The sequence below is a fragment of the Pseudomonas meliae genome, from assembly GCF_001400515.1.
In the GTDB taxonomy this organism is placed as follows: Bacteria; Pseudomonadota; Gammaproteobacteria; order Pseudomonadales; family Pseudomonadaceae; genus Aquipseudomonas; species Aquipseudomonas amygdali.
The window spans coordinates 1-20,550 of record NZ_LJQT01000162.1; the positions used below are offsets into that span (position 1 = coordinate 1).

Consider the following 20,550-nt stretch of genomic DNA (forward strand, 5'->3'; position numbering starts at 1 on the left):
ACCCGGGGCGGTTCACTTTCAGACGCTCCAGCTTTTCATCACTCGACGACGTCGCGATAACGGTCGCACCCACCATCTTGGCGAACTGCAACGCGAAAATCGATACACCGCCAGTGCCCTGCACCAGAACGGTATCACCAGCTTTCAACGCATCATCGACCATCAGCGCGCGCCACGCGGTCAAGCCTGCGGTGGTCAGCGTGGACGCTTCGGCATGAGTATAACCCAGTGGCGCGTGGGTGAATGAGGTGGCACGGGCAGTCACTTGCTCGCGGGCATAACCGTCAACGCCGTCGCCCGGCACAGTGACGAAACCTTCAACCAGCGGCTCGCCGCTGATCCACTCAGGGAAGAACGTGCTGACGACAGAGTCGCCGACAGCGAACTCGCTGACGCCCTCGCCTACTGCGGTTACCACGCCTGCGCCATCGGCCATGGGAATGCGTTTTTCAGTCGGTGCCCACATGCCGGTGACGACTGCGAAGTCGTGATAGTTGAGCGAATTTGCGTGCAGACGCACAGTGATCTCACCGGCTTTCGGTGCCAGTACTTCGCTTTCGCCAACGCTGACCTGATCGTAGCCGCCGCCAGCCTGCACGTAGATGGTTGTATTGCTCATGGTCAATCTCCTATCAATTCAACATTACGCAAAATGACGAAATGTGTAAGTAACGCTAAAGGGTCATAGTTCTTTCTTGAGCCGATCGGCAAACCGGTCGATGGCTAGCTCGTCGCGGCGAAAATAAGTCCATTTGCCGATCCTTGTTGCCTGAACCAGCCCGGCGCGTTGCAGAATCGCCAGGTGCGCAGACGCGGTGGAAGCCGACAGACTGGCCTTGGCCTGAATGTGCGAGACGCACACGCCTATCGCCGGATCACCGTGGTCCTGTGGAGGGAAATGGGCTTGCGGGTTTTTCAGCCACTCCATGATCAACATGCGAGTGTCATTGCCGACCGCTTTGATTTGCTCAAGAATCATGGGGCACAACATTACGCTTTTTTACGAAATGTTCAACCCCTGATTTATGCCCGTACATCTGAACGCCTATTTCATTACAGCTTCACATCGGCCTGACAAATGAAGCAATCTGTCGACTCCAACAAAACCGACTGCACGGCTGAGAGCACTCAGACTCATGATGAACCTTAAATACAGCGCATTCACCGCCCTGCTGCTGGGCATGACAGGCATGGCTCAGGCTCAGGCTCAGGAATCCACCTCGCATCTGGACAAGGTTCTGCAAGCCGGCCAGTTGGCAGTCTGCACGACTGGCGATTACAAGCCCTATACCCTGCTGCGCGAAGACGGTGAATACGAAGGCATCGATATCACCATGGCACGCTCGCTGGCCAAGAGCCTGGGAGTTAGCGTGCGGTGGGTGCCTACCACCTGGAAAAACCTGATGCCGGACATGGTTGCCGGCAAATGCGACATAGGCATGGGCGGCATCTCGGTCAGCCTGGAACGCCAGAAGAAAGCCCTCTTCAGCAATACGCTTGATGTCGATGGCAAGATTCCCCTGGTGCGCTGTGAAGACAAGGCCATGTACGAGACGGTCGAGCAGATCAATCAGCCCTCGGTGCGCTTGATAGAACCTGCTGGCGGCACCAATGAAGCCTTCGCGCGCGCTCATCTGCCGAAGGCGTCTCTGGCATTTCACGACAACAAGACCATCTTCCAGGAACTGCTGGACAAGAAGGCTGACGTGATGATCACCGATGCCTCCGAAGCGCTTTATCAGCAGAAACGTATGCCTGGCTTGTGTGCGGTCAACCCGACCGCGTACATGCAATACGGCGAAAAGGCCTACCTGTTGCCCCGCGATGATGTGACCTGGAAAAGCTACGTTGACCAATGGCTGCATTTGAGCAAGGCCACTGGCGAGTATCAGCAGGCGCTCGGGGAATGGCTGGCAGTGCCTACGCAACTGTAAAAAGTATCATTTAGCCACTACGCCTAAAGCTTGAGTTCGAGACGCCGATAGTTGATGGCCAGCGATGCATTCGCAAGGTCCCGATTCAGCAGGCGAACAAACCCTAAAGAGGAACTTTCATGTCCCGAACTCAAGCGCCTCATGGCGGTTTCACTATAAAACAACGATTGATGGCCTCGACCTTCGCCATCATCGTTGCGTTTATCGCTTTGTCGTTTTTCATGATCCATACACTCAAGACATCCACTGAGAATGTCGACGCTTTGTACAACCGGGATTTTCTGGCCACCGAGGCCGTGAACAATATCGACGGTGCACTGACCCGTGTGGACATCAATATCCTGCGCATGATCGCCATCGGCAATCCGGAGCAGACTGCGGGCTGGAAAAACGAGAACGAGGCCGCTTTTGCCAAGCTTGATGAGCTGACCGTTCTGCTCGGCAAGAACACCGCTGAAACGCTGGATGTCACGCTGACCCAGCAGTTGCAGCGCGACTACACTAAGTTGCGTGATGGTATGCGGCACCAGACGAGCGTTATCCAGACGGGTGATATCGCCGCCGCCACCAACATCAATCGCACCGAGGTCAAACCCTTCGCCGAGCAGGTCTTCAAAACCCTGCAAACCCTGCGCGAGCAAGGCAAACAGAAGGCAGGCGAGCGCTTTGATGCTCAGGAAGCAAGTGCTACCCGGACCAACAACCTGTCCATCACCGCCACACTTTTGATTGCGGTGCTGGGTGTCGTGGTGACACTACTGACCATACGCAGCATTCTGGCAGCCATAGGTGGCGAACCGGATACGGTGGCCACCATTACCCGCACCATCGCCAGAGGCGACCTGAGCAGTACTATCAAGGTCAATGCCAATGACAACACCAGCGTCGCCGCTGCCGTGGTTGCCATGCAGACTCAACTGCGGGACACCCTGCAACAGATTTCAAACTCAGCGACCCAGCTGGCTGCCGCTGCTGAAGAGATGACCGCCATCACTGAAGACGGGTTCAGGGCATCCAGCGACAGAACAACGAGATTGACCAGGCCGCGACTGCCGTCAATGAAATGACCAGTGCGGTAGAAGAAGTGGCGCGTAATGCCGAACACACCGCACGCTCTTCAAGCAACGCGACCAGCGCAGCACAAGCAGGTCTGGGGCTGGTTAAGAAGACCGTCAGCGCAATCAATACCATGAGCACCGACGTACAGAAAACAGCCGTGCTGATTGGCGAGCTGGCTGATCAGTCGCGCGACATCGGCAAGGTTCTGGATGTGATCCGTGGTCTCGCCGAGCAAACCAACCTGCTGGCCCTCAACGCTGCTATTGAGGCAGCGCGAGCGGGTGAAGCCGGACGCGGATTTGCTGTGGTGGCGGATGAAGTGCGTGCCTTGGCGCACCGCACTCAGCAATCAACCAGCGAAATCGAGCGCCTGGTCAACAATATTCAGAACGGCACTGATCGGGCGGTGAGCTCCATGCGCGGCAACACGGAACTGGCCAGCGACACGCTCAGTATCGCCGAGGGTGCCAATGATTCTCTGAGCGTCATCAGTACAGCAGTCAGTGAAATCAACGACCTCAATCTGGTCATCGCCAGCGCCGCACAACAACAGGCACACGTTGCGCGGGAAGTGGACCGCAATCTGGTGAACATTCGTGACCTGTCTGCGCAATCTTCATCAGGTGCACAGCAGACCAGCAGCGCGAGCCGTGAATTGTCGACGCTGGCTCTGGACCTGAACAATATCGTCGGGCGCTTCCGTCTGTCCTGATGCGAGGCACACTCTGTGCGCTGCTACAGCGCGCAGAGTGCGCAGAGTGCGCAGAGTGCGCAAATTCCGGACCTGGCCGGCCTATATCCGCGTCTGCGTACATATTCTGTTGCAAGCCCGTTGCGCCTGAAATAGCGTGGTGTTCTGGACGAACAAGGACTACACGCATGAAGCCCGGCAAACCTATCACACGCGCATTCTGTGTCGAGTTGCAGCAAGAGCTGTCAATCGCGGCTGCCCGACGCGAATACTTCTCTCAGGAGCCGCCACGCAAACGCTTCGAGTTTCTCTGCTCGAATGAGGCTTGCAGGGCGATGGGGGCAAAGGTGACCGGGGTTCGCTATGACGTGAAACCACAGGACAACCCAACCTTCGTTGCTGCGCACTTCCGCGCCAACCCGCACTACGATCACCATCCGGAGTGTGAGTGGGTGGATGAGAGCGCAGACGAAAAGCCGGACGTTCGTGTCGAAGAAACAGATGCTCAGACGCGTGTGCGCCAGGCCAAGCGCAAGCTGGATGACTACATCGACATATTCGACCCGACGCTCAAAGCACCGGTCAAAGAGAAGTCCGGGGAAGAAAAAGCCGGTGCAGGCAATCTGCAGCCCATCGTCAGCCAGCCTTTGACCGAACCCGCGTCACCCAAGGCCGCCCGCTACAGCGAAACCCGCACCAACAACCTGGAGCGCCTGGTAGACAGCTATCGACAGGCCAAGGCCGAGTTGTCACTGGACGATTTCAAGCTGTTGAAACTGAGAATTCCCGGTCAGGGCGAAGTGTCGCTACGCGGGTATTTTCGCCATATCAAGTACGCGCAAACGGGTGACAACGGCCGTGTGCTATTTGGTGGAGGGTTGATTGAGCAACGTTACGGGCTGGGGTTCAAGTTCAGGTTTTTTGACCGTATCGACGGCAAACTGGTAACGCTTTACGTATCGCCCGCGCAAATGCAGGCCTACCGTTCAAGCCGCTATATAAGTGAGTTGTTAAGCCACGCGGATGACGTGAAGTTCTTCACAGTATATGCACTGGGAACGGTCACGAAAAGTCCATCGGGCAAGAGTTATGGCCTGGAAGTCGATGACTTGCGGCATCTGGCGATTGTGTTGGGCCCAGCGAAAGACCTGGTCGAGGAAGGGAAAGCCGCTGCACCTTGAGCATGCATCCAGTGATCGTCCCAGCGCATGGCGCTGGAACGATACAGGTCAAGCTATCAGGCTTTGACGATCCAGCCGGCTGGCGCCTCGATGTCACCGGATTGCACGCCGGTCAATTCCTTGTACAGACGCTGAGTGACCGGACCGACTTCGGTCTGGCTGTAGAACACATGCAGCTTGTCCTTGTAGGAAATCCCGCCAATCGGGGTGATCACCGCAGCCGTACCGCAAGCGCCCGCTTCCTTGAAGGTGTCGAGCTGGTCGATGAATACATCGCCCTCCTCGACCGTCAGGCCAAGACGGGATTTTGCCAGTTCGATCAACGACAGGCGGGTGATGCCCGGCAGCACCGACGGTGATTTCGGCGTCAGGAACACATCATCATTGGTGATGGCAAAGAAGTTTGCCGAACCCACTTCCTCGATCTTGGAATGGGTCTGCGGGTCGAGATAGATGCAATCGGCAAAACTGTGTTTCTTGGCTTCAGAGCCGGGCATCAGGCTGGCGGCATAGTTGCCACCAACCTTGGCAGCCCCGGTGCCATTGGGCGCAGCGCGGTCATACCCGGAAATCACGAAATTGTTTGGCTTCAGGCCGCCCTTGAAATAGGCGCCCACCGGGATGCAGAAGATCGAAAAGATGAACTCCGGGGCCGTACGCACGCCGATGTTGTCACCCACACCAATCACGAACGGGCGCAGATACAACGCGCCGCCTGAACCATATGGCGAGATGAAACGTTCGTTGGCCTTGACGACCTGTTTGCAGGCCTCGATGAACACATCAGTCGGTACATGAGGCATCAACAGACGAGAACAACTGCGCTGCATGCGCTGCGCGTTCTGATCGGGACGGAAAAGATTGATCGAGCCATCCTTGCAGCGATAGGCCTTGAGACCTTCGAAGCACTGCTGACCATAATGCAGCGCGGTCGAACCCTCGCTGATATGCAGCGTGTTGTCCTCGGTCAGCGACCCCTGATCCCAGGCGCCGTCGCGCCAATGAGAAAGGTAGCGCTTGTCAGTCTTGATGTAATCGAAACCCAGAGTGTCCCAGTTGATGCTTTCTTGACTCATAACGCCCTCTATCATTTTAGCGACTGCCTGGACGAGTCAGGCCAATGCCTTATTCTGCCAGATCATTCAGGCCCTGAGGCTCGAAATAAATGCAAACCGACATGGCATTTCTGACCCAGGCCCAAACATGGGCGCTCTGTATGCTCAGTGAGTTGACCAACGACGATGATGCTTACCGATAGCTCAGCAGCAAACGCTTGCAGCGTCGCCACGTCGTTCCATTGAAATATTTCCAGGGGATGGTACGCAAAAGACTCCAGGCGTATCGCTTATCCGCGACCGCAGCGTATTTCAATGCCTTGTTGACGACTTGAGTGCGGCCACTCTGATATTCGGGATGCTCACGATAGGGCTCGATACTTTTGAGATCAGCCTCAAGCAGCACCTTGTACTTGCGTGAAAGGTTGTTGGGGTGACGTCGATAGCGTGTCACGACTTCGGGGATCACATGCATTTCATAGCCCAGGCGGGCAATTCTCAGCGTGGCCTGGAAATCCTGAACCTTTATCTCCGGATCGTAGCCGTTCGCGTCGCGCATGGCCTGCATCCGATACAGGGCCACCGGCGCCCCCACAACGACCGCACCGCGCAACACGTCGTCGAATGTCAGCCGTTCGATATAGTCGCGCGATTGGCATTTGATCGTGTTGCCGTCGCAGTCCATGTAGCTGATCAGTGCGCCTACGCAGCCGACTTCGGGGTGCTCGTCGAGATACTGCGCACGGATACGCAGCGAAAACGGGAGCATGATGTCATCGAGGTCCGGTGTGGACAGATAGACGCCTTTCGCATGTCGCAGGCCATGATTGAGAGCGGCACTGCCCCCCTGGTTGGCTTGGCGATAGAGCTGGAACGGGTAACGCGCCTGCAATGACTCAAGCATCGCGATGCTGTTGTCGGTCGAACCATCGTCAACGATGATGACTTCAAAATTACCGTAGTCCTGAGCAAAGATGCTCTGAAGGGCAGCTTCAAGGAAGCGCTCGGCGTTATAGCAAGGGGCGACGATCGAGACCAGGGGTTGAGGCGTGCGGCTCTGACTTTCTGAGGGCATCATGGGGTAATAGCCATAATCATTATCGGCCCTGACGGGGTCGGAAACCGGATATCCATAACAGGTCGCTTGAAAACGGCACATCATGCGGCAAGCGATCCTGATTTTCTACAGCAGGTCACAAACGCCGTGTAAACAGGTGTATCCAGCCACCAGGAATCTGCTGCCGTTTGCTGTCATTCATCAAGTGTAGATCGCATCCAAAAAAAACCCCGCTCTTCGCAGAACGGGGTTTTCAGGTTGTGCATCAGGTGAAAATCAGAAGGCGTAGGTCACCAACAACTCTTTTGTCACCTGAAAGTCCACCGACATCATCACGCTCAAGGCAGTGATGGTGAAGATAGAAAACACGAACAGCTTGCGAGCCCAGACAGTATCGTCAACGGCTTTGTAACCCTTCCAGGCCATGTACAACCAGTACATCCCCATGCCTGCTGCAACAGCCAGGTAGTTGAGGCCCGCATAACCACCTACGGTCAACATCAGGGTCGCCACGAGGAACGCCAGGATGTAGAGCATGATGTGGCGCTTGGTGACCAGAATGCCGCGCTTGACCGGCAGTACCGGAATTTTCGCCGCACGATAGTCGTTGAAACGGAAGATGGCGATCGCATACGAATGCGGCATCTGCCACAGGCTGAACATCACCAGTAGCGTCAGGGCCGCGAAGTCGAAGCTGTTGGTCACTGCACAGTAGCCGATCACTGGAGGCATGGCCCCCGAGAGACTGCCCACCAGTGTGCCGTGAACCGATCTGCGTTTCAGGTACAGGCTGTAAAGGCCGACATAGATCGCAAACCCGATGACCGCAAACAAGGCAGCCAACGGGTTGGCCTCGGTGTAAAGCAGGGCAACGCCCGCAACGCCGAGTATGGTTGCGTAGAGCAGCGCCAGTTTCAATGAAACCAGGCCCTGCACCAGAACCCGGTTACGGGTCCTTTCCATTCGCTGATCGATATCGCGATCGATGCAGTTATTGAACACGCAACCAGACGCAACGACCAGGGAAGTACCAATTACCGCAGCGAGGAAGACGCCGAAGTCGATATTTCCCTTGGAAGCCAGAAAAAAGCCACCTGCCACCGAAAGCACGTTACCGAAAATGATCCCCGGCTTGGTGATTTGGATAAAGTGCTTCAGTGACATCTGGTATTCCTCAATGCGCCATCATTTCGCGGTGGACGCTGAAAATGATCCACAGCGACAGGCCAACCAGCAGGACGATAACCATCGTGGTAAAGGCGAAGGCCATCACGTTGTTGCGCTGCACGCTCGTGAAATCCAGGTGCAGGAAGTAATGCAGGTGCACCAGGATCTGGATGATCGCGAAGACCAGAACGATTGCAATCGTCATGTCCTTCGGCAGCGACGGCGACATCACCAGGGCAAACGGAATGGCGGTCAGGATGATCGACAGTACGAAACCGATGATGTACGACTTCACTGAGCCGTGACTATTGTCTTCAGCGGAGTGATGCGAATTTGACATTACAAAGCTCCCATCAGATAGACAACGGTGAACACGCCGATCCAGACAACGTCCAGGAAGTGCCAGAACAGGCTGAGGCAGCTCAGGCGAGTCTTGTTGGTGTTGGTCAGGCCCTTTTTCTGGACCTGGAACATCATGATCGCCATCCAGATCAGACCGCTGGTCACGTGTGCGCCGTGCAGGCCTACCAGCGCGAAGAACGCTGACAGGAAGCCGCTGCGGCTCGGACCGTAGCCTTCGTGGATCAGGTGATGGAATTCATAGATTTCCATACCGATAAACGCAGCACCACACAGGAAGGTCAGGGCCAGCCAGCCAAGAACCTGGCTTTTCTTGCCCTTGTACAACGCCAGCATGGCGAAGCCGTAGGTGATACTACTGACCAGCAGGAACGCGGTTTCCACAGCCACGAATGGCAGCAGGAAGATGTCCTGGCCCGACGGGCCACCCGCGACACTGTTGACCATCACGGCGTACACCGCGAAGAACGAGGCGAACAACACGCAGTCAGTCATCAGGTACAGCCAGAAGCCGTAGACCGTCATGCCACCGCTGTCGTGGTGATCGTCATGCCCATGATCATGGTCGTGATCGTGGTCGTGGTCGTGGTCGTGGTCGTGGTCGTGGTCGTGGTCGTGGTCGTGGGCTCCGGAGTTGATTGCAATATTTGACATTGTTTAAACCTGTTCCAGCGAGGACTTGACAGGAGTGTATGCACCGTTGGCCGCCAGGACCTTGTGATGCTCACCTTCAATACGCGCTACATCTTCAGCCGGCACCATATAACCCTGGTCGTCACGGACAGCGTGAGCAACGAAGACTGCAATGGTCGCCACCAGGCTTGCGCCTACCAGCCACCAGATGTGCCAGATGAATGCGAAGCCGAAGACCGTCAGCAACATACCCATGTACAGGCCGGTTGCAGTGTTGTTAGGCATGTGGATCGCCGAGTAGCGGGCAGGAACCTTGTAAGCGGTGCCGGCACGTTTTGCATCGGTGAACGCGTCGATGTCGTCAGCTTTTGGCAGTTCGGCAAAGTTGTAGAACGGCGGTGGCGAAGAAGTGGACCACTCCAGGGTATGGCCATTCCATGGGTCACCGGTCAGATCGCGGTTGTTGTCGCGGTCACGGATACTCACGAACAGCTGGATCAGCTGCGAAGCGATACCCATGGCGATCAGCACGGCACCGAACAGCGCGACGTCCAGGTAGATGTTCCACTCTGGCATGTCGGTAGCGTTCAGACGACGGGTCATGCCCAGGAAGCCCAGCGCGTAAAGCGGCATGAACGCGACGAAGAAGCCGACGATCCAGAACCAGAACGCTGCCTTGCCCCACTTCTCGTTCAGGGTGAAGCCGAACGCTTTAGGGAACCAGAACGCGAAGCCGGCGATGTAACCGAATACCGCACCGCCGATGATGACGTTGTGGAAGTGAGCGATTACGAACAGGCTGTTGTGCAGTACGAAGTCAGCACCTGGAATCGCCAACAGAACGCCGGTCATACCGCCGATCGAGAAGGTGACCATGAAGCCCAGGGTCCAGAGTACTGGCGCGGTAAAGCGCAGACGCCCTTGATACATGGTGAACAGCCAGTTGAATAGCTTCACACCCGTCGGGATCGCGATAAGCATCGTCGCCAGGCCGAAGAAGGCGTTGACGTTGGCACCCGCACCCATCGTGAAGAAGTGGTGCAGCCAGACCATGAAGCCCAGGATACAGATCGCACCGGAGGCGAAGATCATCGACTTGTGGCCGAACAGACGCTTGCCGGAGAACGTGGAGATGACTTCCGAGAACACGCCGAAAGCCGGCAGGATCAGGATGTACACCTCAGGGTGACCCCACGCCCAGAACAGGTTCACGTACATCATGGGGTTGCCGCCCATTTCGTTCGTGAAAATGTGGAAGTCCAGGTAGCGGTCAAGGGTCAGGAACGCCAGGGTAGCGGTCAGGATCGGGAACGAAGCCACGATCAGGATGTTTGCCCAGGTGCAGGTCCAGGTGAAGATCGGCATGTCCATCAGTTTCATGCCAGGGGTACGCATCTTCAGAACGGTCACGAGGAAGTTGACCCCCGTCAGCGTCGTACCTAACCCGGATAACTGTAGCGCCCAGATGTAGTAGTCAACCCCTACGCCAGGACTGTATTGCAACCCGGAAAGAGGTGGATACGCTACCCAGCCGGTCTTGGCGAATTCACCGACACCCAGGGAGATGTTGATCAGCAGCATACCTGCGACCAGCAGCCAGAAGCTCAGGGAGTTCAGGAACGGGAACGCCACGTCGCGAGCGCCGATCTGCAGAGGCAGAACGATGTTCATCAGCCCCGTGAAGAACGGCATCGCCATGAAGATGATCATGATCACACCGTGAGCGGTGAAGATCTGGTCATAGTGCTCAGGCGGAAGGAACCCTTCGGAACCGTTCTGGGCCATCGCCAGTTGGGTACGCATCATGATGGCGTCGGCAAAACCGCGCAGCAGCATGACCATGGCAACGACGATGTACATCACGCCGATTTTCTTGTGGTCGACAGAGGTCAGCCATTCAGACCACAAGTACGTCCACTTGCGGAAATAGGTGATCAACCCGACAACCGCAATGCCGCCGAGCGCGATCATGGCAAGTGTCACCATGACTATCGGCTCGTGGAACGGCACCGCTTCCAGACTTAATTTGCCAAACATCGTTTACTCCTCTGCCCCAGCAGCTGAATTTTTGCCTTTTTCCGCACCAGCGTCACCGGCCACTTCCTTCTCACCAGCAACAACCTTCTTGCCTGGATTCATACCTTCATACTTGTCGATGACGATCTGGAACAGGTTCGGGGTGACCGAGGAAAAGAGTTCGACAGGGTTGCGTTCGCTCGGCTTGATCAACTCGGCGTATTCGGCCGTGCCAAGCTTTTTAGGTGAGCTCTTGACTTCGCTGACCCAGCTGTCGAAATCAGCCTGGCTGGTGGCGATAGCCTTGAACTTCATACCGGTAAAGCCCGCGCCACTGTAGTTGGCCGAAATACCGTTGAATTCGTGATTTTCGTTGGCAATCAGGTGCAGCTTGGTGTGCATGCCCGCCATTGCGTAGATCTGACCACCCAGACCAGGGATGAAAAAGGAGTTCATCACGCTGTCCGAGGTAACCTGGAAATTGATCGGGGTCTTGGCTGGAAACACGATCTTGTTGACCGTGGCGATGCCGTAGTCCGGATAGACGAATACCCACTTCCAGTCGACCGAGATCGCCTGAATGGTGATCGGCTTCACGTCCGACTCAAGCGGACGGTAAGGGTCCAGCGAGTGAGTAGAGACGTAAGTGATGTACCCCAGGAAGACCAGCAGCAGCATGGGTACGCCCCAGACTGCGATTTCGATCTTGGTGGAGTGGGACCAGTCCGGCGTGTACTTGGCGGCCTTGTTCGAAGCGCGATACTTCCATGCGAAGATCAGGGTCATCAGAATGACCGGGATCACGACAATCAGCATCAGCAACGTAGCGATTACGATCAGGTTCCGCTGCTCGATACCCACCTGCCCTTTTGGATCGAGCAGAGGTACGCCATCGCATCCACTGAGCAAAAGCATACAGAAAAGGGCCAAGAAGCCAAAAAACCTGGGGTACCTTTTTTTACTCATTTCACGACCTCTAAAAGCAGCTTGCGCGGTGCAGTTGGGTTTCGACCGCCAACACTTCGCCCTGCCAGTGCCGGCTAATTTTTTTGAATTGAACAAGGGCCTGCCATTACGCACAGCGGCATATCGACAAGTCCGGGTTTAGCTATGGATTCTTGTTTTTTGAGTTGCTGGAACTGCCCAAAATATCGGGCAGACGCTTTCGACGCGGCCATCATACGCCCTCAGAGGCAAGCGTTGCGCTGCCTGTTCAGAGTGCACAGGGGACGCTCCAAGCCTCAAAATGCTGATCGTTCAGCCAGGCTGGACGACAAGTGGTGGGGATTGTAGATACGTAAATTTTTAATTACTATGCCTAATTTTGTAACAGTTATTCTCTCAATTCGTAACAATCACCCTCCAAACACGTCATTTCACCCAAAAAAAGCCCCGTAATCACTGGGCTTTTTTCTCGAAAGCCCCTGTATTTAGTAAGGTTTGCGGCGGTTACGAATGATGCACGCCGGTACCAGAACTGCAGTCAGGACAAACGCTGCCAGCGCCCATTGCGCGAGTGATAATCCGAGGACCGGCGGATACGGCGTCGTACAGAAACCGCTGACCTGAAACCCTGTTGGGAACAGTGTAGCCAATGGCAGGCCATCAACGATCGGTTGCAGGACGTCGATACCGCAACTGTCGGACGGATGGGCAAGTATCCATACATGCCGGCCGGCCGCGGCAATTCCGCTCAATGCGCTGAGAGTGACCAGCGTTTCACACACCGTAACGCCGCGACGTCCGGACATGGCAGCGCCGATGAACGCAAAAATGGCGATGAACAGCAGTGCGTAGCGCTGCAGGATGCATAGCGGGCAAGGCGCCTCGCCCAGCACGATCTGCATGTACAGGGCACCGCCGATCAGAGCCAGGCAGATAATCCCCAGCAAAACCAGAAAGCGCTTTTCGCGTCTCAGGTACAACGTGTTGTCGCTCATTCACATACCTTACTGAACTGATGAGGTGGCTGGTCAACGCCCTGCAATGTAAGGGCGAAGCCTGAAACAGGAGTGCACGGCCCGACCGTACCGAAGCGTGCGCGATGATCATCTGTCTGATTCTGCAACTCAAGCGCTCGCCAGCTATACGGGCACATTTGCCCGCTGGATGGTCTGAACAGTGCCTGTGCGATCAACCAGGCGGTCTTCGCCAAGGGCTGGATGAAAAACGCTTCTATATATAGAGGGTGCGTCACTATGTCGCACCACCTCTTCTATATATAGCTGCGGTATTTTGCCGCAGGGCATGCTGATGTCAAAGCACAGTCGCGTACGAACCTGCGACGCTGACTGTCGGAATGCGCAGAGCGACAGTGTGCCGCATCTCGCCCGGTTTGACTGGACCGGAGCCAGACTGCCACTATTCACGCTTGCACTGGCAGCTCATGCCGGCTGCCGTTACGTGTTGAAACAACTTTCAAGGACCAGCGAGCGGCGCGGCCAGCCGTCCGTTAAAAATCCTCAAGCCTGCTCGTCGCAGGTCGATAACCTGTCATAGAAAGTTGTTTGCCGCTTCCAGGCGACGAAACACCTACAGTCAGAAGGTTCATATGTCCAAGAACGTCCGAGCAGATTCACTTTCGCTGCTCCTCTTCACGTTGCGCAGCGGCAAGCTGATGGCGATCAACCTGCTCAAGGTCAGTGAGATCATTCCCTGCCCTCCCCTGACCCATCTTCCCGAATCGCACCCGCACGTCAAAGGTATCGCCACGTTGCGCGGCTCATCACTGTCGGTCATTGACCTGAGTCGTGCAATCGGTGAGCGCCCTCTGGCCGATCCCGACGGTGGCTGCCTGATCGTTACCGACGTCAGCCGCTCCAAACAGGGCCTGCACGTTCAGGCCGTGAGCAAGATTGTGCACTGCATGACCACCGATATCCGTCCTCCACCCTATGGGTCGAGCAGCAAATCGTTCATCACCGGGGTCACTCAGGTCGATGGCGTGCTGGTACAGGTTCTGGATATCGAAAAAGTGATTCACGGTATTGCTCCGGCGCAAATCGTCGTGCAGTCGACGGAGCTGGCCAAAGAGGATGCCGAAATGCTCAGCAAGGCGCGAATTCTGGTCGTCGATGACAGCCAGGTTGCCCTGCAGCAGTCGATCATCACCTTGCGCAATCTGGGCATCGAATGCCACACGGCGCGCAGTGCCAAGGAAGCCATCGACGTTCTGCTGGATCTTCAAGGTACTGATCGGCAGATCAACGTGGTGGTTTCCGACATCGAGATGTCGGAGATGGATGGCTACGCGCTCACCCATACTCTTCGCGACACGCCCGACTTCAGCGATCTGTATATCCTCTTGCACACCTCGCTCGACAGCGCGATGAACAGTGAGAAGTCGCAGACCGCCGGTGCCAACGCGGTGCTGACCAAGTTCTCGTCACCCGAGCTGACCAAATGCCTGATCGAGGCCGCACGTACGGTGGTCGCCCAAGGGCTCTGATCCCGGAGCGCGCACCGACGCAACGTCCGAACCTGACCGATGCATCTGCCGGACACTACTGGCTGATGCGTCGGACTCTCGCCTTGCCAGTACCATCCGCGGTCTGGCCACCGCGCGTCCTGCAGCGACCTTTCACCCTTGAGCAAGCCCCAGAGGTTCACCGCCTGCTGAAATTGGGTTATGCCAGCGCGACAGGCAGTGTGCCGGATTATCCGCACTGGCGAGCTGCCTTCGAACAAGACCCTGAATTCGACACGTCGCGGTGCTTTCTGGCCATGCTCGACGAAACAGTGGTGGGCGTGATCGTCTGCTGGACCAGCGCATTCATCAAAGACCTGGTCGTGCATCCCGATGTGCGACATAGCGGGATCGGTTCCGCTCTGCTCAACCACCTGTTCGCCCATTTGAGTAAGTGTGGCGAAGCAGCGGTCGATCTCCATGTCATGGAAAACAACCTCAAGGCACGGCGTCTTTACGAGAAATCAGGGATGTCCTACCTGAAACGTTTCGATATCCCCGAAGCCTGACGGGCCCGTTGACTCAACCAGCGACTGGCGCACAACTTGCTTCTCGAGCTGCATCAGCCGGGAGAGTGACCAATTGTTGTCGCTCGGCGCGCAGCTCTGAAAGGGTCATCGAGACAATGGACACCAAGTTTTCCTGTGTGGGTTGCGGCGGTTGCTGCACCGACCACCACGTGCCTCTCACGCTCGGCGAAGCCGCGCAATGGGCGGCAGACGGCGGCAACGTGATTGTCTTGACCGAAGCGTTTCTAAGCAATGGCTATGGCGTGTCCGAGACCCAACTGACCCATGCCAGCCGTCGTTCGACGCAGGTGAACAGCGGCAGCACCACAGCCTTTGTGGCGATCACCTTCGCGGCCTACAACGTTGGGCGTTGCCGTAATCTTGACGAGAAAAACCTGTGTCGCATTTACGAGCGCAGGCCGCTGGTGTGCCGGATCTATCCGATGGAAATCAATCCGCACATTCCCTTGCGCCCCGAAACCAAGGGCTGCCCGCCAGAGTCCTGGGAGCAGGGCCCCGACCTGATCATTGGCGACAGGCTGGTTGATACGCAGTTGATGGACTTGATCGAACAATCCCGTCAGGCCGATCGGGATGAGATAGAGACCAAACAGTTGATCTGCCAGAAACTGGGCATACGCACCACCGCCCTCAAGGGCAACGGCTTCGTCGCGTATCTGCCAGACATGAACGCATTTGCGACCGCCATCGCGGAGGTCGCAAACCGTGCGCAGGATATGCAACCCAATGACTCGCACTGGGAATTTCATGTGGCGGGACAGCAGGTTCTGGACACCCTGCAACAGGAGGGTGCCGACGTTACGGATCGGGAGCCGGTTTCCTACCTGTTCATACCCTTGCAGGCAGCCTGAACAGGATTACTCACGCGATCAGCGCTTGCCCATCGATCTGCGCGTGCCCGCCGGGGCTACGCCAGGGGTCTTGTGATGGCCATGCTTGTTGGCTTTCTGATGCCATGCGGGTTCCTTTTTGGCCTGAGCAAACTCCGAAGGCTTGAACGGAAAGCTGAAAGGCGCAATGACAGCCTTCTTTTCAGTGTCTGCGACGGAGTCGGCTGCGGCGTCTTGAACAGGGGGTTGTTCAGGAGTGGTCATGGTGTCACCAGAAAGTCGAATTGGCCGGGCACATGCCCGCGGTCGCGCAGCATACATCAATCGCCGCGTAACCGCCCGAGCCTCCTGTCGCCGTCATTTGTAGAACAGATCGACCATGATCTCGGCATTGAAAGGTCCCGGCGTCGGTGTATTGGAATTCCACAGCAACTGCGCATTGAAGTCAGCACTGGCAGCGTTGGTTTCACCCAGCAGTTCTGCCAGATGGAACGGCTCGTTGTAACGTAATGGCTGGCCACTGACAGCGCTGGCAATACGAATCCCCAGCGAGTCATTGCCGGAGGGAACGAGCAGTTCGCCGGACAGATTGCCTGTCACCGGCCTGAAACGCGCATCAATGCTGAAAGGCGAATCGCACGTGCGGCTGGTCAGCAGAGAAAATGTCTGTGTGGCGATCACCTTGCCAATAGTCACCTCGTGTATGGCAACGTCGCCGAACTCCACGGTTTCCGGGAGCACTTGCAGGTCGGCGTCGCAGGCCACGAACCGCAGCCCCCGCAGGTTGTTGATCACGTAACTGAGGCTGCGCCCCGGCACCCGGCTGGAGTCCGTCGCACCACCCAGTTGAAAAAACCGGTAATCCAGCAGATCACTTGCCACGCCAGAGGGTGGTGTTGCGCCGAACTTCTGAATAAACACGGAAAACGCCAGATTGAAGCGCACCTTTGAACAATTTTCGATATTGCTATCGCCTTCATGGCAGACAGGCAGGTAACTCCCGGTACTGACCCGTCCACTGCCTTGCAGATGATCGGTACCCTGAAGTGTCATGCCAGCGCGGATACCCTGACCGATCAAACGATTGTCCGGATTCAGGTAGATGAAAATTTCTTCCTCGACAGACTGCGAGCCGTCCTTGGCACATTCGACCTGAACATTCACAGGCTCGGAACGCCACACCACTTCCCCGTTGGGAATCGACTCCGGAATCGCCACCGTACTGCCCAGATCATCGTGAATTTCGGTTTCACCGCCCCCTTGAGTGGTACAGACCAACGCGAAGACGGAGGCCGGATTCAGCATCAGCAACACCACAGTGGATAGCAGCCAGAGTCTGGCAGACAGTCGTTTCATATCAGCATTCGTCCTGAAAGGAATGGGGCTCCAGCAAGCGGGCCGTAAAGGCCGCCTGCCCCTTGAGCGGTGTGCAATAAGTACGCTGACCGCCATAGTCGGTCAGCGCCTTGTATGAAAAACGATGGGTTGCGGAGGGCAGAACGCTCGCTGGTACAACCATTTCAAAATGGGCACCCGGTGCCAGCAGCAGGTACTCGCTGAGTTGAACAGCGTCAATTCGCAACGCTTGCAGAGACACGTGATAAGGCATTGGGTTACGGACCGTCAGCAAGGAAACGCCTGCCTCGTCATGGGTCAGTGTCCACTGCAACTTTGCGCCAGTGTCAGCCGGATCCCCCTCTAGACCAACGGGCCGGTAAAACACATTGATGCGCTGACGCACGGCGACATTCAACTGACGAGTGCCTGCCTGCCGTCGAGGCACCTCAAGCACATACAAATGCAGCAGCGACTCGCGCCCCTGCGGCATGCCTGTGCCCTGATATAAAACGCGCAGGACCTGCCTGCCGCCGCCCGGCAGACGTGAAAGCGGCGGCGTGACCACGAACGGCAGCGTTCTACGCCGAACCAGTGGAGTGTCGTCGTCATCCTGGGCATCACTTAGCCAGGCCTGAAAAAGCGCCTCCGAATCACCTCGATTGCGCACCTCGATACTGGCTTCGTGATACTGGCCATCAAAGACCAGTCGTGTTCCGCTCAGCGAAATAGCCCCTTGTGCGCCAACGCTGCCCATCAGCAGCAGCACCGCCAACATTGCCGGGCATGAATCAGCAAGGGCGCTCATTGGCATGTCACCCTGATCCGCTCGTAGGCACGGGTCGGATCTCTGGGCGGCAGCGAGAATGCTGCCTGACAACTTTGATCAGACCAGCGAACCCGCAAGCTGCCGACATCCTGCTCACTGAGCACCAACGCCTGACTGCCAGGGTCGACCACCGCCAGCGCCCTGCCCTGTTCATCCTCGACACTGGCACCCAGCGGTATTTTGCTGCCGTCGGCGCGCACCAGTTCAAACTGGACCCGGCGGCCCACAACGGCTTTGAAGCGCACCAACGGTATCGCTCCCCGGCGCGGTACGAGCTGGGTGATGGCATTTTCCAGGTCGACATCAGCACCCAACTGGCGGGTATCCAGGCTGACCCAATTGGTCCGGTAGGCCTGCGCATAGGGCAGAACCGCATAGCCGTTGCCTGCGGTTTCGACGTTACTGAAGGACTTCAACCGAGCCCCGCTGACGTCCGGAACCTGAACCAGGGCGAAGGTTTCACCCAGCGCCTGCCCCAGGTTCACACCTCCGGGGTGAGCCACCAGCGAACCCGCCGCAGACAGGCTGAATGCATCGTAGTCCTGGCCCTGGCTATAACCTGCCTCGAAGCGACCGAACCCGGTGGTGGTACTGATCTTCCCGGCACCGAAACTGCCGGAGCTGCTGTCATGCCCGGCCTGTACCGAATAAAACGTATCACGATCCCCCAGCACCTGGCCGTTGAGCCCGGTCTGAGCGTTGTACTCACCGGTGCTGTCGCGCACGGCATTGAAAGACAGTCGCGACGAAGCAGGGCTCGATCCGAGTGGCAGGGTCACGCTCAAGGCAACACGATTGTCGGTGCTCGCTTCACCGTTTCGCCCGAAGTCCTCGTTGCGTTCAATGGACAGGCTGTAATTGACGGTCTGCCAGGCAGCGTTATAGGACAGATAAAGTTGCCGGGGCTTGCCGGGCAGATTCCAGTAGCGCTGCTCGGAAGCGGTCAGACTCAGCGATGCGGCGTGGCTCGACACTATCTGGGTAACACTTAGCTCAAGCCGATCCCGAGCCAGGCCAGTGGACAGCGCATGTCTCTGCGGGTCGGTATCGCTGATGTGCTGGCTCAGGGTCCGGTACGCTTCAGTGGAATAGCGGTAACCTGCCACGGCCAGAGTGGTGTCGGTAACGTCCAGCGTGTTGGCATAGCGCACCCGTATGCTCTGGCCGCTGCGCGACTGTTGAGCAACCTGACTGACAGATCGGGTGATATCCAGCGACACTGCGCCCAGCCCGGTATTGATCCCGGCACCTATATTCGCGGCCTGATAATCTTCGGCCAGCTGCAGCCCCCCAAACCCGGTAATCCGCTCGGAAAGCCCATAGATCAGGGCTGTGCTGGCAAAGTCGGGAGAGGCTTGAACATCATTACTGTTATCGACCTGCCCGACGGCCAGGCTGTAGCGCAAGGATCCCCAGGGGACCATGATCGGCAGCGATGCGTAGGCCTGGGTAAAAGTCCGTACGCGCCCATCGGCCTCAATGACCGACACCGACAAATCACCATTGGAACCACTGGGGTAGATATCGGCAATTTCGAAAGGCCCCGGTGAAACACTGCCGCTGTACAGCAGAAAACCGTTCTGACGAACTTCCACCGTCGCGTTGGTCTCGGCAATCCCGCGGATGACCGGGGCATAGGCGCGCTCGCTGTCGGACAGCATGCCATCGTCAGAAGCCAGTGCTGCGCCCTTGAAGCGAACACTGTCGAAAACCTGCGAGTCGCTGAAGGTCTCCCCCACCGTGAACTGGCTTTTCAGGAAAGTGATGTCACGCTGCGCGAAAGTACGATTGCTGCGATAACGCCAGGGCCGATCACTGCCGCCGACCAGCGAGGACTCATTGCGCAATCGCCAGGCCCCGAGGTTCAGGCCATTTCGCATCCCGAGATAATACTGGTCCGTTTCCAGCCCCTTGTTACGGCGTCTGCTGCCATTGGCGTTGTAATTGATAAAACCTGCCGTCTCACCCTGATCCCAAAGCTCCGGTGAAACATAACCGCGAGCGCCCCGCGACATAACGGCTTGCGGCACACTGATAGTGAGTCGCAGCGCACCGGGCTGATAGTCGACGCGCGCAAACTCGACACGCGCAGGCAAATCGAAACAGCCCTGAGCAGCGCCTTCCTCTGAAGGCAGGCGACTCAGGTCCAGACCGAAGCTCTGTAGCATTTCAAGCGACAGACAGGGTTCAATCAGGCCTGACACCCGATTTTTTGAAAAGGCGATATCTCGCCTGCCGCTCAGTTTGCGATTGACGTAAATATCAACCCGATAAGTGCCGGGCAGTACGCTGTTGGTACGCAGAAACTCCTGGAGGTCAGGCGGCTGATCGCTTCCCTGGATAAACGCCGTATTGAATTTGACTGTCCCGTCAGCACGAGTACCGCCAGGGATTCTCCGATCAAGTT

Annotated in this window: 19 protein-coding genes and 1 pseudogene; 6 read left to right on the forward strand and 14 right to left on the reverse strand. The window is 56.9% G+C overall.

Annotated features, from left to right (window positions below; genetic code table 11):
• Together ALO64_RS07230 and ALO64_RS07235 are read right to left on the reverse strand one after the other, a co-directional pair.
• The coding region (locus ALO64_RS07230) for a zinc-dependent alcohol dehydrogenase family protein (RefSeq protein WP_157058641.1) at positions 1-619 on the reverse strand (619 nt) is incomplete at its 3' end.
• 63 nt (positions 620-682) lie between these two features.
• The gene (locus ALO64_RS07235) at positions 683-991 is read right to left on the reverse strand and encodes an ArsR/SmtB family transcription factor (protein ID WP_016980457.1); all 309 of its coding nucleotides are present in this window, start codon (positions 989-991) and stop codon (positions 683-685) included.
• 145 nt (positions 992-1,136) lie between these two features.
• Here ALO64_RS07235 and ALO64_RS07240 point away from each other — a divergent pair, with 145 nt between their 5' ends.
• The 3 genes and pseudogenes from ALO64_RS07240 to ALO64_RS07250 all read left to right on the forward strand — a co-directional run bounded on the left by ALO64_RS07240 (position 1,137) and on the right by ALO64_RS07250 (position 4,865).
• A complete protein-coding gene (locus ALO64_RS07240) occupies positions 1,137-1,934 on the forward strand; it encodes a transporter substrate-binding domain-containing protein (protein WP_044344895.1) in 798 nt (265 codons plus the stop codon).
• 170 nt (positions 1,935-2,104) lie between these two features.
• A pseudogene (locus ALO64_RS07245) lies at positions 2,105-3,705 on the forward strand (methyl-accepting chemotaxis protein).
• Between the two features lie 167 nt (positions 3,706-3,872).
• Positions 3,873-4,865, forward strand: coding sequence for a hypothetical protein (locus tag ALO64_RS07250; protein ID WP_044344894.1), 993 nt, complete (start codon positions 3,873-3,875; stop codon positions 4,863-4,865).
• Between the two features lie 56 nt (positions 4,866-4,921).
• Here the strand turns inward: ALO64_RS07250 and ALO64_RS07255 are convergent, their stop codons facing one another.
• The 8 genes from ALO64_RS07255 to ALO64_RS07290 all read right to left on the reverse strand — a co-directional run bounded on the left by ALO64_RS07255 (position 4,922) and on the right by ALO64_RS07290 (position 13,093).
• Positions 4,922-5,941: a branched-chain amino acid aminotransferase gene (locus tag ALO64_RS07255; protein WP_044344893.1), complete on the reverse strand. Its 1,020-nt coding sequence runs from the start codon at positions 5,939-5,941 to the stop codon at positions 4,922-4,924.
• A 172-nt stretch (positions 5,942-6,113) separates the two neighbouring features.
• The gene (locus ALO64_RS07260) at positions 6,114-6,998 is read right to left on the reverse strand and encodes a glycosyltransferase family 2 protein (protein WP_044344896.1); all 885 of its coding nucleotides are present in this window, start codon (positions 6,996-6,998) and stop codon (positions 6,114-6,116) included.
• Positions 6,999-7,253: 255 nt separating this feature from the next.
• The gene (gene cyoE, locus ALO64_RS07265; protein ID WP_044344892.1) at positions 7,254-8,141 is read right to left on the reverse strand and encodes a heme o synthase; all 888 of its coding nucleotides are present in this window, start codon (positions 8,139-8,141) and stop codon (positions 7,254-7,256) included.
• A 10-nt stretch (positions 8,142-8,151) separates the two neighbouring features.
• Positions 8,152-8,484, reverse strand: a complete 333-nt coding sequence (gene cyoD / locus ALO64_RS07270) for a cytochrome o ubiquinol oxidase subunit IV (RefSeq protein ID WP_002552345.1) — start codon at positions 8,482-8,484, stop codon at positions 8,152-8,154.
• Positions 8,484-9,158 (reverse strand): cytochrome o ubiquinol oxidase subunit III, encoded by a 675-nt coding sequence (cyoC, locus tag ALO64_RS07275; RefSeq protein WP_044344891.1) that lies wholly within the window; start codon positions 9,156-9,158, stop codon positions 8,484-8,486. Before cyoC ends, cyoD begins: the two co-directional genes overlap by 1 nt.
• 3 nt (positions 9,159-9,161) lie before the next feature.
• Positions 9,162-11,174 carry a cytochrome o ubiquinol oxidase subunit I gene (gene cyoB, locus ALO64_RS07280; RefSeq protein ID WP_004656083.1) on the reverse strand — a complete coding sequence of 671 codons (2,013 nt, stop codon included), beginning with the start codon at positions 11,172-11,174 and terminating at the stop codon, positions 9,162-9,164.
• A 3-nt stretch (positions 11,175-11,177) separates the two neighbouring features.
• The gene (gene cyoA / locus ALO64_RS07285; protein ID WP_004656081.1) at positions 11,178-12,119 is read right to left on the reverse strand and encodes a ubiquinol oxidase subunit II; all 942 of its coding nucleotides are present in this window, start codon (positions 12,117-12,119) and stop codon (positions 11,178-11,180) included.
• 464 nt (positions 12,120-12,583) lie between these two features.
• Positions 12,584-13,093 (reverse strand): disulfide bond formation protein B, encoded by a 510-nt coding sequence (locus ALO64_RS07290; RefSeq protein ID WP_005730134.1) that lies wholly within the window; start codon positions 13,091-13,093, stop codon positions 12,584-12,586.
• Between the two features lie 611 nt (positions 13,094-13,704).
• Between ALO64_RS07290 and ALO64_RS07295 the strand changes: the two genes are divergently transcribed.
• From ALO64_RS07295 to ALO64_RS07305, 3 genes are all read left to right on the forward strand, one after another.
• A complete protein-coding gene (locus ALO64_RS07295) occupies positions 13,705-14,601 on the forward strand; it encodes a chemotaxis protein (RefSeq protein ID WP_044344890.1) in 897 nt (298 codons plus the stop codon).
• 65 nt (positions 14,602-14,666) lie between these two features.
• Positions 14,667-15,128 carry a GNAT family N-acetyltransferase gene (locus tag ALO64_RS07300; RefSeq protein ID WP_044344889.1) on the forward strand — a complete coding sequence of 154 codons (462 nt, stop codon included), beginning with the start codon at positions 14,667-14,669 and terminating at the stop codon, positions 15,126-15,128.
• 116 nt (positions 15,129-15,244) lie between these two features.
• On the forward strand, positions 15,245-16,000 hold the full coding sequence (locus tag ALO64_RS07305) for a YkgJ family cysteine cluster protein (protein WP_005730130.1): 756 nt from the start codon (positions 15,245-15,247) through the stop codon (positions 15,998-16,000).
• Between the two features lie 18 nt (positions 16,001-16,018).
• On the opposite strand, the gene ALO64_RS07310 is transcribed toward ALO64_RS07305, so the two are convergent.
• The 4 genes from ALO64_RS07310 to ALO64_RS07325 all read right to left on the reverse strand — a co-directional run.
• Complete coding sequence (locus tag ALO64_RS07310; protein WP_002552338.1) at positions 16,019-16,243, reverse strand: hypothetical protein; 225 nt, start codon at positions 16,241-16,243, stop codon at positions 16,019-16,021.
• A 93-nt stretch (positions 16,244-16,336) separates the two neighbouring features.
• Complete coding sequence (locus tag ALO64_RS07315; protein WP_044344888.1) at positions 16,337-17,335, reverse strand: fimbrial protein; 999 nt, start codon at positions 17,333-17,335, stop codon at positions 16,337-16,339.
• Position 17,336: 1 nt separating this feature from the next.
• A complete protein-coding gene (locus ALO64_RS07320) occupies positions 17,337-18,122 on the reverse strand; it encodes a fimbrial biogenesis chaperone (RefSeq protein WP_005730128.1) in 786 nt (261 codons plus the stop codon).
• Positions 18,119-20,550 (reverse strand): fimbria/pilus outer membrane usher protein (locus ALO64_RS07325; protein WP_054991680.1); only part of this gene is annotated, 2,432 nt, incomplete at its 5' end. The genes ALO64_RS07325 and ALO64_RS07320, both read right to left, overlap by 4 nt.

What these genes read in the sequence shown, in the direction of transcription:
- ALO64_RS07240 (WP_044344895.1), top strand. Translation starts at nt 1,137, where the DNA reads ATGATGAACCTTAAATACAGCGCATTCACCGCCCTGCTGCTGGGCATG.
- ALO64_RS07305 (WP_005730130.1), top strand. Translation starts at nt 15,245, where the DNA reads ATGGACACCAAGTTTTCCTGTGTGGGTTGCGGCGGTTGCTGCACCGAC.
- ALO64_RS07300 (WP_044344889.1), top strand. Translation starts at nt 14,667, where the DNA reads ATGCGTCGGACTCTCGCCTTGCCAGTACCATCCGCGGTCTGGCCACCG.
- ALO64_RS07260 (WP_044344896.1), bottom strand. Translation starts at nt 6,998, where the DNA reads ATGATGCCCTCAGAAAGTCAGAGCCGCACGCCTCAACCCCTGGTCTCG.
- cyoC (WP_044344891.1), bottom strand. Translation starts at nt 9,158, where the DNA reads ATGTCAAATATTGCAATCAACTCCGGAGCCCACGACCACGACCACGAC.
- cyoB (WP_004656083.1), bottom strand. Translation starts at nt 11,174, where the DNA reads ATGTTTGGCAAATTAAGTCTGGAAGCGGTGCCGTTCCACGAGCCGATA.
- ALO64_RS07235 (WP_016980457.1), bottom strand. Translation starts at nt 991, where the DNA reads ATGTTGTGCCCCATGATTCTTGAGCAAATCAAAGCGGTCGGCAATGAC.
- cyoA (WP_004656081.1), bottom strand. Translation starts at nt 12,119, where the DNA reads ATGAGTAAAAAAAGGTACCCCAGGTTTTTTGGCTTCTTGGCCCTTTTC.
- ALO64_RS07310 (WP_002552338.1), bottom strand. Translation starts at nt 16,243, where the DNA reads ATGACCACTCCTGAACAACCCCCTGTTCAAGACGCCGCAGCCGACTCC.
- ALO64_RS07290 (WP_005730134.1), bottom strand. Translation starts at nt 13,093, where the DNA reads ATGAGCGACAACACGTTGTACCTGAGACGCGAAAAGCGCTTTCTGGTT.
- cyoD (WP_002552345.1), bottom strand. Translation starts at nt 8,484, where the DNA reads ATGTCAAATTCGCATCACTCCGCTGAAGACAATAGTCACGGCTCAGTG.
- ALO64_RS07295 (WP_044344890.1), top strand. Translation starts at nt 13,705, where the DNA reads ATGTCCAAGAACGTCCGAGCAGATTCACTTTCGCTGCTCCTCTTCACG.
- ALO64_RS07315 (WP_044344888.1), bottom strand. Translation starts at nt 17,335, where the DNA reads ATGAAACGACTGTCTGCCAGACTCTGGCTGCTATCCACTGTGGTGTTG.
- cyoE (WP_044344892.1), bottom strand. Translation starts at nt 8,141, where the DNA reads ATGTCACTGAAGCACTTTATCCAAATCACCAAGCCGGGGATCATTTTC.
- ALO64_RS07250 (WP_044344894.1), top strand. Translation starts at nt 3,873, where the DNA reads ATGAAGCCCGGCAAACCTATCACACGCGCATTCTGTGTCGAGTTGCAG.
- ALO64_RS07255 (WP_044344893.1), bottom strand. Translation starts at nt 5,941, where the DNA reads ATGAGTCAAGAAAGCATCAACTGGGACACTCTGGGTTTCGATTACATC.
- ALO64_RS07320 (WP_005730128.1), bottom strand. Translation starts at nt 18,122, where the DNA reads ATGAGCGCCCTTGCTGATTCATGCCCGGCAATGTTGGCGGTGCTGCTG.